Below are 13,360 nucleotides of genomic sequence, written 5' to 3'. Positions count from 1 at the left end.
GGTGGTCACAACGCTTCACACACGCCAACGAATTACCGTGGCCGCGGCTCTCACAGGGGCGCGGGCGGCCTCAGGTCGCTCTCGCTGACGGTGTACGTCAGGCCGGGATAGGTGAAAGCGGTCTCCTCGTTCTCGCGGCGCCGCAGGGTGTAGAACTCGCGCCGCTGTTCTTCGTCGGCGGAGGTGAGGCGGGCGCCCTGGGGGAGATACGGATCGCCGTCGCGGAAGTGGAGGATCGTCTTGGACGTGCGGAACGTGACACCCAGCCACGGGTTGTCATCGGTCCGGGTCGCGGAGGGCGTGTCGAGGACGATTCTGTGCCTGAAGCGGCGATTCGACGCGACGGAGAAGGAGACGACGCTGTTGTGGGTGAGGGCGATCTCGTACGTCTCGCCGGTGTGTTCCTTCGCCTTCGACTCGAAGACCAGTTTTCTCGGCGGGCTCGCCTCCGGGCTTCGGTAGCAGGAGAAGACGGCGATGGAGGACCCGTCCGCGAGATCCAGGGCCTGGTCGGAGTGGCTTCCCATCTTTCTGTACGCGTCCGTATAGGTCTCGATGAGCGCGTTGTTGAAACCGACGGGAATCCCCGCGCACGCCCGAACCCGCTCCGCAAGCCGCTCGTGCACCGGTCGGAACCGCTGCGTAGGCCTGTCGTAGCGCGTGGTGGTGCGTACCAGAGGTACACCGCCCGACGCGTCGACCCTGGTGAGCGTGGCGCCGCGCCGGCCCTTTCCCAGGTCTTCGAAGGAGGTGGAGACGGACAGCTCCGCGAAGAGGTTCTCCTCGACCGGAAGGGTGCGGAAGGTGATCTCGTCCCAGATCCTAGGCTCGGGGGGCAACGTAGTCTCCCGTGTTCATGCTGAACAGAAAATCGTGTCCGTAGTCGACGAACGAGGAGGTCCGGTTCTCCTCGGCGTACAGCTTGCGGAGCTTGTCCATGCCGGCCTCTGTCGGCGGCTCCAACGGCACGAGATCCCCGGCCACTTCGAGATAGGTCCGGCCGTCCCTGTGTACGGCTTCGGTGCCGGAGCAACGCACCACGTATCCCAGCCGGGTCGGAAGCAGCGCCGCGTCCAGCCCCGAGGGCCGGATCTCGTGGGTGTACAGGCGGTTGGTGGACAGCGGCATGAAGAACACCGAGCCCGGATGGAGGGTGATGGTGAACTGCGAGGGCGGCTCCGCCCCTTCGTGTCGGGCGGCCGGCTCCTTGAGGCGGAAATGCAGCCTGGTCAGCCCGCTGACGCCCTTCACGCCACGGTCGAACGGGTCCCCGTCCAGGGGCTGCAGTTCCTGAGATTCCTCGTAGAAGGTGCAGAAGGCCATGATGCCGTTGGCCGGCATGTCCTTGGTCTTGTCGGCGTGGGACGAGATCCTGGCCTTGGACTGCTTGCGCTCGGCCGTGGCAGCCGTGTTGTGGTAGATCTGCGCGAGGACGTGATTGAGCGGCGCGTGGTCCCGGAACACGGTGGCGGCCTCGTGATTCAGGGCGTCGACGATGAGCCGGTCGGTCGGACGGAACCCTTCGGTCGGCCCCGAGAGGTTCGTCGAGCACCGCAGCAGACGGAAGTGCAGCCCGTCACCCCGCCGCGTGACGGGGGTCAGGTAGATCCCGCTGCGATGGGCCGTCCCCGGCTTGGTGGACTCCGTCAGCGACTGGAACGCGTGCTCGGCACGGATCCGTCGGAAGTGATCGGCGTCGAGCCCGAAGAAACGCCGGTAGTAGACGCCCATGCCGTGGACGCGCAGGGGGACCCGGCCCCGGTCGACGACGCTCCACGGCCGACCGTCGCCCTCGCGGTGTCCCCGCGACAGCTCTCGGACGACGAAGACCCGTGCGGCCGAGCGCAGCCGGTCGTCCGGGAGACCCGACACGTCCCCACAGAGGTAGACGGTCTTCCCGGCGAGATCGGGCGAACCGGAGGCGAACTCCTCCGGCGTGACGACGGCCCCGAAGAAGCCTCTGACCGCGTCGTCCCCGTGCAGCGGGCGAGGGGCCACCAGGAGGTTGCCCGCGTCCTCGATGAAGGCTTCCGTCGATTCGATCGCACTCATGAACGAAGACGGTACCGGTGCTCCGGAGGCCACCCCCTCCGGTTTTGTCGTCGGATACGGCCGGGGCGTGGCTCCGAGGGGGCCATACTTGTCCCGCTCCGGTGCGCGCTCGACCGACCGAAGGAGAACCGTGACGAAGACCGGCGGGAGCAACACCCGGTTCCTCATCGGCACCGCCGTCTACCTCACCGTCGGTCTGGGTGCCGCCGTGGCGCTGGGTTTCCTCCCCGCGACAGAGGCGTCCGATCGCGCTCCCTCGGGGGTGTCCGCCTCCGTACCGGCCGAGTCCGCCTCCGTACCGGCCGAGTCCGGCACCGCCGTCCCCACCCCCACCGTCGCCCCTGCCGTCCCCACCCCCACCCCCGCCGCCCCCACCGCTGCCCCTTCCGCCGTCACCGAACCGCCCGTCACCCTCCCAGCCCCCGTGCCCGAGCGGGGCACCAACGCCACGGGTGGCCGGCAGCGCGACGGACGCGCGAACGACGACTACTACGACGGCGACTACGACAACGACGACGACTGGCACCGCGAGTACGGTGACCCGGACGAGTACTACGACGGCAACTACGACAACGACGACGACTACCACCGCAAGTACGGCAGGGACTGAACCCGGTCGGGCCCGGTAAGGGCCGCTCGCGGCGCGTGACGAGGATGAGGCTGAGATGAGTGAACCGGCGAAGCCCGCGGTCCAGGTTCCGGACGGTGACGCTCCCGCGGAGCTGACCGTTCGCGACCTCGTCGTCGGAGACGGCGCGGAGGCCAAGCCGGGCACGGTCGTCCGGGTCCACTACGTCGGGGTGACGTTCGAGACCGGGAAGGAGTTCGACGCCTCCTGGGACCGGGGCGAGCCGTTCAAGTTCGCTCTGGGCGGCGGCCGGGTCATCAAGGGCTGGGACAGGGGTGTGAGGGGCATGAAGGTGGGTGGCCGGCGCGAGATCGTCGTCCCGCCGCGGCTCGGCTACGGCAAGCAGTCGCCCTCGCCGTCGATCCCCGCAGGCTCGACCCTCGTCTTCGTCGTGGACCTTCTTTCGGTCGTGGGGCCCGGGGAGTCCGCGCGAGAGAGGGCCTGAGCCGGCGAACCGCTCCTGTCAGAGGCGCGTGCCACACTGCGCGTCATGTCACTCGCCCAGCTCAGCCTCGCCCAGTGGCGGTCCCTCGACCTGCCCACGGCCCGTCACCTCGCCCGCGAAGCCGCGGAGCTGGTGGGCGGTCGCGTGACCGGCGTCGAGACCGTCGAGCACCTCGGCGCCCCCTTGCACCGGGTCCGGATCGAGCGCGACGCGCAGGCGTTCGCGCTCATACCCGGTGGCCGGGTGACGCTCGGCTTCGACCTCGACGCCTGGCGGCCGGCACCCGGGCAGGAGGCCGACTACGCGCAGAGCCTGGAGCAGGGCCTCGGGGACGGCCCCGACCTGCGGGCCCATCTCGCACGGGTCCTCAGCCCGCGGCGGAGCGCCGTCCTGGCCACCGTGCTCATGGCCGTCGAGGACGAGGCCCTGACCGAGCCGCCCGCCGACATGCCTGCCGCGCTCGCCGCGCGCGGCCTGCGCATGCCGAGTCCGGACGAATGGGAGCACGCCTGCGGGGCCGGTGCCACGACCCTCTTCCGGTGGGGCGACGAATGCCCGCTCGACCGCGTCCCCGACGACGACGCGGACGGCCCGCAACAGCAGCCGAACGCCTTCGGCCTGCGCATCGCCTACGACACCTACCGTGCGGAACTGACCTGCGACGTCACCGCGGTGCACGGCGGCGACGCCGGCGAGTCGGTCTGCGGCGGCTACGGCCACCTCCTGGGATGGCTGCCCCTGGCCACGGCCCACCGCAATCCGTATACGGCCGAGTTCGTGTACGGCGCCGAGGGGGAGGGGCTCTACGAGGACTTCTCCACGCGCCCCGTGCTCACCCTCTGAACCCCGTCTGCGATGCCCTCGGCCGCCCGGCCGTTGCTCCTGCCCCACGGACCGCCGGGACGGCATGGCATGCGCCGTCGATGCGGGCGACGGGATCCGCGCAGGGCACCCCGGACGGTTCTTGACCGATGAACCCGCAGGGCCCTAGTTTCGTGCGCACCGACTCGTGAGTACGGAAAGGGGGCGAGGGCGGATGTCGATCTTCTCCGACCTGAATCGCCTCGCTCACCGTGCTGCCTGGGTCCCGGGTCGTGTAGCGCACGGCTGCTGAAGCGGCCGCTGTTCCGGCGGGCCCCGTCATGGCGCCGCCGGTCTCGTTCCTTGCTCGTACGTGCCGGCCCTGCCGTGCGCCGTCGTGTGGACGTCCGACGCGCGCGCCCCGGGCCGGTGCTCCCACCACGCACCGACACAGAAGGCCTGACATGGTGAACATTCCCAGTCCCAGCCCCGGCTCCGTTGCAGTTCCCGTTCCGACTCCCACCGAGGCGCGGATCACCGTGAACGGGCAGGAGGCCCCGATCGCCCCCGCCGCGGCCCACACCACGGTGCTGGACTTCCTGCGCGAGCGCGGCCTCACCGGTACCAAGGAAGGCTGCGCCGAGGGCGAGTGCGGTGCCTGCTCGGTGCTGGTGGCCCGGCCCGGCGTGCACAGGCCCACCGACTGGGTCGCGGTCAACGCCTGCCTCGTGCCGGTGGCGGCGCTCGACGGCCAGGAGGTCGTCACCGCCGAAGGACTCGCCGCGCTCGCCACCCCCGACGCGCCCGGCACGCCCCCCACCCTGCACCCCGTGCAGGAGGAGATGGCCGTGCGCGGCGGCTCGCAGTGCGGCTACTGCACCCCGGGATTCATCTGCAGCATGGCGTCGGAGTACTACCGGCCCGACCGCTGCGCGCACACCGCCGCCGACGGGCACGACGCCGAGCACGGCCCCAACGGCTTCGACCTGCACGCGCTGAGCGGCAACCTCTGTCGCTGTACCGGCTACCGGCCGATCCGGGACGCCGCGTTCGCCGTCGGCGAGCCCGCCGCGGACGACCCGCTGGCGCGGCGCCGCGACCAGGCGGCGCCGGAGCCGGCCGCGACCCACTACACCCGGGACGGCGGTACGTTCCTGCGGCCGGGCAGCCTCCCCGAGGCGCTCCGCGTCCTGCGCGAGAGGCCCGAGGCGGTGGTCGTCTCGGGCGGCACCGACTACGGCGTCGAGGTGAACATCCGCTCCCGGCGCGAGCGTTATGTCGTCGCCGTCGACCGGCTGCCCGAACTGCGCGAGCTGCGCCGCGAGTCCGACCACATCGAGATCGGCGCGGCCCTGACCCTCACCGAGATCGAGCGGCGACTGGACGGTGAAGTACCGCTGCTGGCCGCACTGTTCCCGCAGTTCGCCTCCCGCCTGATCCGCAACAGCGCCACCCTCGGCGGCAACCTCGGCACCGGATCCCCCATCGGCGACAGCCCGCCGGTACTGCTCGCGCTGGAGGCGTCCCTGGTGCTCGCCGACGCCGACGGGGAGCGCGTGGTTCCCCTCGCGGAGTACTTCACCGGCTACCGGCAGAGCGTGCGCCGCCCCGACGAGCTGATCCGCGCGGTACGCGTCCCGCTGCCGCAGGCGCCCGTCACCGCCTTCCACAAGATCGCCAAGCGCCGCTTCGACGACATCTCCAGCGTCGCCGTCGCCTTCGCGCTCGACATCGACGCCGGGGAAGGCGTCGTCCGGAAGGCCCGGATCGGGCTCGGCGGCGTCGCCGCCACCCCGATCCGCGCCCTCGCCACCGAGGCCGCCCTGGAGGGCAGGCCGTGGACGGCGGAGACCGTCGAGGCCGCCGCGCGCGCACTGCGCGGTGAAGGCACGCCGATGGACGACCACCGCGCCAGCGCCCTCTACCGCTCCGCGATGCTCGGCCAGAGCCTGCCGAAGCTGTACGCCCAGACCACCACCGAGGCGGTGTCGTCATGAGTCATCTCTCCGAGCGTCCCGAGAAGGCCCTCGTCGGCGTCTCGATGCCGCACGAAAGCGCCCACCTGCACGTCACCGGCGCGGCGCTCTACACCGACGACCTGGTGCACCGCACCAAGGACGTGCTCCACGCCCACCCCGTACAGGTCATGAAGGCCCACGGCCGGATCACCGCGCTGCGCACCGAGCCCGCGCTCGCCGTACCCGGTGTGGTCCGCGTCCTGACCGGCGCCGACGTGCCCGGCGTCAACGACGCCGGCATGAAGCACGACGAGCCGCTCTTCCCCGACGAGGTCATGTTCCACGGCCACGCCGTGGCCTGGGTGCTCGGCGAGACCCTGGAGGCCGCCCGGCTCGGCGCCGCGGCCGTCGAGGTGGAACTCGACGAGCGGCCCTCCCTGGTCACCCTGGAGGAGGCGATCGCGGCCGAGAGCTACCACGGCGCCCGGCCGCTGATGGAGACCGGCGACATCGACGCCGGCTTCGCGGACTCCGCGCACGTGTTCAGCGGCGAGTTCCGCTTCTCCGGGCAGGAGCACTTCTACCTGGAGACCCACGCGGCCCTCGCGCTGATCGACGAGAACGAGCAGGTCTTCGTCCAGAGCAGCACCCAGCACCCGTCCGAGACGCAGGAGATCGTCGCGCACGTCCTCGGTGTCCCCGCCCACGAGGTCACCGTGCAGTGCCTGCGCATGGGCGGCGGCTTCGGCGGCAAGGAGATGCAGCCGCACGGCTTCGCGGCCGTCGCCGCGCTCGGCGCCAAACTCACCGGCCGGCCCGTCCGCTTCCGGCTGAACCGCACCCAGGACCTCACCATGTCCGGCAAGCGGCACGGTTTCCACGCCACCTGGAGGATCGGCTTCGACGCCGACGGCCGCATCCAGGCCCTCGACGCCACCCTGGTCGCGGACGGCGGATGGAGCCTGGACCTCTCCGAGCCGGTGCTCGCCCGCGCCCTGTGCCACATCGACAACACCTACTGGATCCCGAACGCGCGCGTCGCCGGCCGCATCGCCAGGACCAACACCGTCTCGAACACCGCCTTCCGGGGCTTCGGCGGCCCCCAGGGCATGCTGGTGATCGAGGACATCCTGGGCCGCTGCGCCCCCCTGCTCGGCCTCGACCCGATGGAGCTGCGGGAACGCAACTTCTACCGGCCCGGCCAGGGGCAGACGACGCCGTACGGCCAGCCGGTCACCCAGGCCGAGCGGATCGCCGACGTCTGGCGGCAGGTCCAGGACGACGCCGGCCTCGCCGACCGCAGGCGCGCGATCGACGCCTTCAACGCCGCGCACCCGCACACGAAGCGGGCGCTCGCGCTCACCGGCATCAAGTTCGGCATCTCCTTCAACCTCACCGCCTTCAACCAGGGCGGCGCGCTCGTGCTGATCTACAAGGACGGCTCCGTCCTGATCAACCACGGCGGCACCGAGATGGGCCAGGGCCTGCACACCAAGATGATGCAGGTGGCCGCGACCACGCTCGGCATCCCGCTGCACCGGGTGCGGCTGGCCCCGACGCGTACCGACAAGGTGCCCAACACCTCGGCGACCGCGGCCAGCGCCGGCACCGACCTCAACGGCGGGGCGATCAAGAACGCCTGCGAGCAGCTGCGCGCACGCCTCCTCCAGGTGGCCGCCACCCGGCTGGGCGTCAACGCCTCCGACGTACGCGTCGTCGACGGCGTCGCGCGCGCCCTCGGCAGCGACGAGGAGCTCGCCTGGGACGACCTCGTGCGCACCGCGTACTTCCAGCGCGTGCAGCTGTCGGCGGCCGGCTACTACCGGACCGAGGGCCTGCACTGGGACGCGACCTCCTTCCGGGGCTCCCCGTTCAAGTACTTCGCGCACGGCGCCGCCGCGACCGAGGTGGAGGTGGACGGCTTCACCGGCGCGTACCGCATCCGGCGCGTGGACATCGTCCACGACGTCGGCGACAGCCTCTCCCCGATGATCGACATCGGCCAGGTGGAGGGCGGCTTCGTGCAGGGCGCGGGCTGGCTGACCCTGGAGGACCTGCGCTGGGACACCGGCGACGGCCCGCACCGCGGCCGGCTGCTCACCCAGGCGGCGAGCACGTACAAGCTGCCCAGCTTCTCGGAGATGCCGGAGGAGTTCCACGTCAGGCTGATGGAGAACGCCACGGAGGAGGGCGCCGTGTACGGCTCCAAGGCCGTCGGCGAGCCTCCGCTCATGCTCGCCTTCTCGGTGCGCGAGGCGCTGCGGCAGGCCGCCGCGGCGTTCGGCCCGACCGGAGTCAGCGTCGAGCTCGCCAGCCCGGCGACGCCGGAAGCGGTGTACTGGGCCATCGAGTCGGCCCGTGGCGGCGGGTCGCCCGCAGGCCTGGAGGAAGAGCCGGAAGCGAACGTTCCGAGCCATGTCTGACATGACCTGGATCGCCGCGGTCGCGCGGTTGCGGGAACGCCGGGAGACCGGCGTCCTCGTGACCGTCGCGACCGTGCGCGGTCACGCACCCCGCAAGGCCGGCGCGAAACTCGTCGTGGGACGGACGGGAGTGTGGGGCTCGATCGGAGGCGGCAACATCGAGGCCGTCGCCATCGACCGGGCCCGGGAGCTGATCGACACGCCCGAGGCGGAGGCCGGGCCGGAGCTGATGGACTTCGCCCTGAACGACAAGGTCACCGGCCGCCACGGCGTCCAGTGCTGCGGCGGCACGGTCTCGGTGTTCCTGGAACCCCTGCCGGTGCCGCCCGCGGTGGCGGTCTTCGGCATCGGGCACGTCGGCCTCGAACTGGCCCGGATCCTGGCCCGGCACGACCTGGACCTGCACCTGATCGACAGCCGCCCCGACATGCTCACGACGCGGCGCCTCGCCGTCCTCGACGACGCGGTGGCCCGGCTCCACGTCCACCACACCCCGCTCCTCCCCGAGGAGGTCCTCGAAGAACTCGCACCCGGCACCCACGTGCTCATCGCCACCCACGACCACGCCGAGGACGCCGCCCTGTGCGACGCCGCGCTCCGCACGCCCGGCCTCGGTTCGATCGGCCTGATCGGCTCGGCCGCCAAATGGGCCCGCTTCCGGCAGCGCCTGGCCAAGGAGGGCGGCCACGATCCCGCCACCATCGACCGGATCAAGACGCCGATCGGCCTCCCCGGGATCACCGGAAAGGAACCCGCCACGATCGCGGTCAGCGTCGCGGCGGACCTCCTCCTGACCTTCCAGAAGACCGGCCGCTGAACCGGACCCCACCCGGCCCACGGGCGGAGGTCCACGAAACCCGGCCGGCTTGCGGGTGTCGGACCGAGCCCGTCGCCCCGGACCCGGATATACCGGTGGCTTCGAGGGGCCGAAGGGCCGAGGGGCCGAAGGGCCTCGCGAGGCAGAGGCAGAGGGAGAGCAGCCATGACACTCCAGCGGATGGACAACGTCGGCATCGTCGTCGAGGACCTGGAGGCCGCCGTCGCCTTCTTCACCGAACTGGGCATGACGGTCGACGGCCGGGCGCAGATCGAGGGACTCTTCGCGGACCAGGCGGTCGGACTCGACGGGGTCCGCAGCGAGATCGCGATGCTGCGGACCCCGGACGGCCACGGCAAACTGGAACTCGCGCAGTACCGGACCCCCGCGGCGATCGGCGACGGCTCGCCCAACCCGCCCCCGAACACCCTGGGCCTCCACCGGGTCATGTTCGCCGTCGACGACATCGACGACACCCTCGCCCGCCTCCGCGCCCACGGCGCCGAACTCATCGGCGAGGTCGCGCAGTACCGGGACGTCTACCGCCTCTGCTACCTCCGAGGCCCCTCGGGCATCATCCTCGCCCTGGCCGAGCAGACGAACTGACGCCAGCCCCCCCGGTGGACGAGAGCGGTGCGGTCGCCGCTCCAGGGCACGGAACCGGTGCGGTCACGGCGACCGCTGTGTCACGGCGAGTGATGCCGCACACATGCGGCGGGGTCGCTGCCTGCGACGTGTTAGCTTCCGGCAGTGATATCCCAGGTCGCGGATGCCCGCGAAGTCGACGACGCAGTCAGCTCCGGTTCGTGCCCGTCGGGCGGCCGCCTGGCCGGCGACGCCGTCCACGCCGCCGAGTCCCTGGGACTGCTCGACCTGTTCGGCGACTCCTTCGTCCGTGACCCGTACCCGTGGCTCGACCGGCTGCGCGCCGAGGCGCCCGTGCACCAGGATCCCGGTACGGGGCTGTGGCTGGTCAGCCGGCATCAGGACATCCGGCGCGCCCTGCTCGACACGGACCGGTTCCTCCCGGACAACGCCCAGCACGCGGTCACGCCGCTGCCCGTCGCCGTGATGCGGGTCCTCGTCCGCGCCGGGTTCACGCTGCCGCCCGCGCTCGCCAACAACGGGAGCCCGAGCCACGCCGGGCTGCGCCGGGTCGTCATGCGGTTCTTCGACGCGCGGAGCGTCGCCGCCGCCGTACCGATGATCGAGCGCATCGCCGACGAGCTGCTCGACCGGCTGCCCGACGACGGAACGGAACTCGACCTGTTCGTTCCCTTCTCCCAGATCCTGCCCTGCCGCGTGCTGATGGAGCTCCTCGGCATCCGCGGCGTCGATCCCGCCACGCTCATCGCCTGGAGCGACGCCGCGCTGGAACTCTTCTGGGGGCGCCCCCCGCTCGCCCGTCAGCTGGAGCTGGCGGAGCTCGTCGCGGAGTTCCACCAGTGGCTCAGCGCGACCGTGCGCGACGACGACGCGCCGCCCGGCTCGTTCGTCCGCGCCCTCGCCGACCACCGGCTGCCCGACGGCACGCCCTTGGACGCCGCCACCGCCGTCGCCGCCTGCTTCTTCGTCTTCGTCGCCGGCCAGTCCACCACCGGGCAGCTCATCGCCACCGTCCTGCGCACGGCGCTCACCGAACCGGGAGTGTGGCAGCGGGCCGCCGAGGAGCCGGGCCTCGCCGAGGCGTGGGTGGAGGAGGTCCTGCGCCGTGAGCCGCCGGTGACCACCTGGCGCAGGGTGACCGCCGAAGCCACCCGGCTGGGCGGCGTGGAGCTGCCGGCGGGCGCGCAGGTGCTGCTGATGCTCATGGGAAGCGGTTCCGATCCGGCCGTCTTCCCGGACCCGGAGCGCATGTGCCCGGGACGGGCGAACGCCCGCCGCCACCTGGCGTTCGGAGCCGGCCGCCACCTCTGCCCCGGCGCCACGCTCGCCCGCACCGAGGCCGCGGTGGCCCTGCGGGCGGCGGCCCGCCGCCTTCCCTCCGTACGGCCGGCGGACCCCGCCGCCGAACCTCCCATGCTGGGCCTGCTGTCCTTCAGGGCCCCGCTGCGGGTGGCGGTGGAGCGGCCCCGGCGTCCGTAACGCCGGGTGCGCCCGGCCAGGCAGGCCGGAACCCGTCGCTCCTATGGCACAGCGCGCCACATTCCCGCCCACGGAAGTGGCGGCACCACATGTGGGCCGGGATCCCCGCCGTTCACCAGGATGTCCGCATCTCACCCCCACCTGCACCCCGGAGATGCGCATGAAGATCAGAAGGACCGGCGGAACCGGCAGGAACGGCAGGGCCGGCGCGGTCGGGAGGCTCCTCGTCGCCGCTCTGGCGGCCGTCGGGCTCGCCGCCACGACGGTCGGCGGGGCGACGGCCGCGGTTCCGGCGCCGACGCCCGGCACGCTCCAGCAGTACGACATCAGCGCGACGTACGTCAGCGGCCTCTCGTCCGGCGGGTTCATGGCCAACCAGATGCATGTCGCCTACTCGGACGTCTTCGCGGGGGCCGGCATCTTCTCCGCCGGTCCGTACGACTGCGCGCAGAACAACCTCAACACGGCCCTGTACGCGTGCATGGACACGTTCATGGCCCGCAAGACCCCCGCCCAGCTGGAGCAGTTGACCCGCGACCGGGCCGCGACGGGCAAGGTCGACCCGGTCGCCAACCTGTCGGGCGACAAGGTCTGGCTGTTCCACGGCACCAACGACGCCACCGTCAAGGCCCCCGTGAACGACGACCTGGCCACGTACTACCGCGACTTCGGCGCCGACGTGATCTACGACAACTCGTCCACGTCGGGCCACGCCTGGGTCAGCCCGATCGGCCCCAACGCGTGTACGTCCACCGGTTCGCCGTACGTCAACGACTGCGGCGGCGACCCGGTGAAGGACATGCTGACGCACCTGCTCGGAAGCGTGAGCCCGGCGAGCTCCTCCGCGTTGACCGGCAAGCTGGTCCGGTTCGACCAGAGCGCGTACACCCCCGGCGGCAGCCCGAGCGCCGTCAGCCTGGGCGACGAGGGCTTCGCCTACGTGCCGCGGTCCTGCCAGGACGGGGCCTCCTGCAAGCTGATGGTCACGCTCCACGGCTGCTACCAGTACTACGGCCTGGTCGGCAACGCCCTCATGGACAAGGCCTATCTCAACGAGTACGCCGACACGAACGACATGATCGTCCTCTACCCGCAGGCCACCACCATGACCGGCAACCCGCGTGGCTGCTGGGACTGGTGGGGCTACAAGTCGGCGGACTACGCGCAGAAGACCGGCCCGCAGATGACGGCCGTGATGAACATGGCCAAGGCCCTCGGCGCGGGCACCACCGACGCCCCCGCCCCCGGCCTTCCCGCCCCCACCGGCCTGGCCGTCACCGGCACCACGGCGTCGAGCGCCTCCCTGTCCTGGAACGCGGTCCCGGGCGCGGCGTCGTACGAGGTCTACCGCGACGGCGCCAAGGTGAACGCCGCTCCGGTGACGTCCACCGGCTACACCGACTCCGGCCTGACCGCAGGCACGGGGTACGGCTACACGGTCGCGGCCGTCGACGCCTCCGGAGCGCCCGGCGCCAGGACCGCACCCGTCACGGCCACGACCACGGGCGCCGCGCTCTGCGTGACCGCCAGCAACTACGCCCACACCCAGGCCGGCCGGGCCCACCAGTCAGGCGGCTACACGTACGCCAACGGCTCGAACCAGAACCTCGGCCTCTGGAACGTCCTGGCCTCCAGCACCATCAAGGAGACCTCGCCGGGCTACTGGGTCACCTGCTGAGGCCTTGGGCATCACGACTCCTGTGAGGGCGGACGTCGCGAACCGGCGTCCGGCTTCGGCTTCGGCGGGTACTCGACCGGATCGGGTTCCCAGTACCAGTCCTCCCCCTGGTGGACCGCCCGACCGGGCCGGGGGTTCGGTCCGCCGTCGCGGCCCGCGTGCCAGTGGATGGAGGCGATCACCGCGAAGAGGAAGAGGACCATGCCGAGAACCGTCCACGCCGCCGGATCCCCCTCGGCGAGCCGCGGCCCACCCGTCGTCCACAGATACCGCCCGAGCCGCCAGGCGGCCACGACCAGCACGTACCCGAGCCCCAGGACGAACGGCAGGAAGACCAAGCCGACGCCGAGACAGCCCTTGTCCACACCCCTGCGACCCATCCCCGCCCCCGTGTCACCTGCCCGACCTGGTCGATGCGGGGGATACCCCACCACGGCGGCCCCGACACCGGCGCGATCTCGGCCCCCTCCTGC

12 protein-coding genes are annotated in these 13,360 nt (G+C 71.8%); 9 read left to right on the top strand and 3 right to left on the bottom strand.

The genetic code is table 11. The features are described from left to right. Window positions 1-50 precede the first annotated feature (50 nt). Both AB0E19_RS01055 and AB0E19_RS01050 read right to left on the bottom strand, forming a co-directional pair. Window positions 51-839, bottom strand: coding sequence for an alpha-ketoglutarate-dependent dioxygenase AlkB (locus AB0E19_RS01055; RefSeq protein ID WP_362171126.1), 789 nt, complete (start codon window positions 837-839; stop codon window positions 51-53). Then, window positions 823-2,052, bottom strand: coding sequence for a hypothetical protein (locus tag AB0E19_RS01050; protein ID WP_362171123.1), 1,230 nt, complete (start codon window positions 2,050-2,052; stop codon window positions 823-825). Before AB0E19_RS01050 ends, AB0E19_RS01055 begins: the two co-directional genes overlap by 17 nt. Before the next feature lie 130 nt (window positions 2,053-2,182). On the opposite strand from AB0E19_RS01050, the gene AB0E19_RS01045 reads away from it, so the two are divergent. The 9 genes from AB0E19_RS01045 (at window position 2,183) to AB0E19_RS01005 (ending at window position 12,887) form a co-directional block, all read left to right on the top strand. After that, entirely contained in the window at window positions 2,183-2,662 is a 480-nt protein-coding gene (locus AB0E19_RS01045; protein ID WP_362171120.1) for a hypothetical protein, read from the top strand. A gap of 55 nt (window positions 2,663-2,717) precedes the next feature. Next, window positions 2,718-3,125 (top strand): FKBP-type peptidyl-prolyl cis-trans isomerase, encoded by a 408-nt coding sequence (locus tag AB0E19_RS01040; RefSeq protein WP_362171117.1) that lies wholly within the window; start codon window positions 2,718-2,720, stop codon window positions 3,123-3,125. Between the two features lie 45 nt (window positions 3,126-3,170). Beyond that, entirely contained in the window at window positions 3,171-3,968 is a 798-nt protein-coding gene (locus AB0E19_RS01035) for a hypothetical protein (protein ID WP_362171114.1), read from the top strand. A 497-nt stretch (window positions 3,969-4,465) separates the two neighbouring features. After that, on the top strand, window positions 4,466-5,923 hold the full coding sequence (locus AB0E19_RS01030; protein ID WP_362171111.1) for an FAD binding domain-containing protein: 1,458 nt from the start codon (window positions 4,466-4,468) through the stop codon (window positions 5,921-5,923). Further along, window positions 5,920-8,307 (top strand): xanthine dehydrogenase molybdopterin binding subunit, encoded by a 2,388-nt coding sequence (gene xdhB / locus AB0E19_RS01025; protein WP_362171108.1) that lies wholly within the window; start codon window positions 5,920-5,922, stop codon window positions 8,305-8,307. Before AB0E19_RS01030 ends, xdhB begins: the two co-directional genes overlap by 4 nt. A gap of 1 nt (window position 8,308) precedes the next feature. Beyond that, a complete protein-coding gene (gene xdhC / locus AB0E19_RS01020) occupies window positions 8,309-9,124 on the top strand; it encodes a xanthine dehydrogenase accessory protein XdhC (RefSeq protein WP_362172281.1) in 816 nt (271 codons plus the stop codon). Window positions 9,125-9,289: 165 nt separating this feature from the next. Further along, window positions 9,290-9,730 carry a VOC family protein gene (locus tag AB0E19_RS01015; RefSeq protein WP_362171105.1) on the top strand — a complete coding sequence of 147 codons (441 nt, stop codon included), beginning with the start codon at window positions 9,290-9,292 and terminating at the stop codon, window positions 9,728-9,730. 144 nt (window positions 9,731-9,874) lie between these two features. Beyond that, a complete protein-coding gene (locus AB0E19_RS01010; protein ID WP_362171102.1) occupies window positions 9,875-11,209 on the top strand; it encodes a cytochrome P450 in 1,335 nt (444 codons plus the stop codon). A 160-nt stretch (window positions 11,210-11,369) separates the two neighbouring features. Next, the gene (locus AB0E19_RS01005) at window positions 11,370-12,887 is read left to right on the top strand and encodes a PHB depolymerase family esterase (RefSeq protein WP_362171099.1); all 1,518 of its coding nucleotides are present in this window, start codon (window positions 11,370-11,372) and stop codon (window positions 12,885-12,887) included. Window positions 12,888-12,898: 11 nt separating this feature from the next. Here AB0E19_RS01005 and AB0E19_RS01000 read toward each other — a convergent pair whose 3' ends face one another. Continuing rightward, entirely contained in the window at window positions 12,899-13,267 is a 369-nt protein-coding gene (locus tag AB0E19_RS01000) for a hypothetical protein (RefSeq protein ID WP_362171096.1), read from the bottom strand. Between the last annotated feature and the right edge of the window lie 93 nt (window positions 13,268-13,360).

Origin of the sequence: Streptomyces sp. NPDC047974 (genome assembly GCF_040653375.1) — a bacterium.
GTDB lineage: Bacteria > Actinomycetota > Actinomycetes > Streptomycetales > Streptomycetaceae > Streptomyces.
Note: the sequence above shows the minus strand (reverse complement) of the source record. Positions and strands in the feature narration are given on the sequence as shown.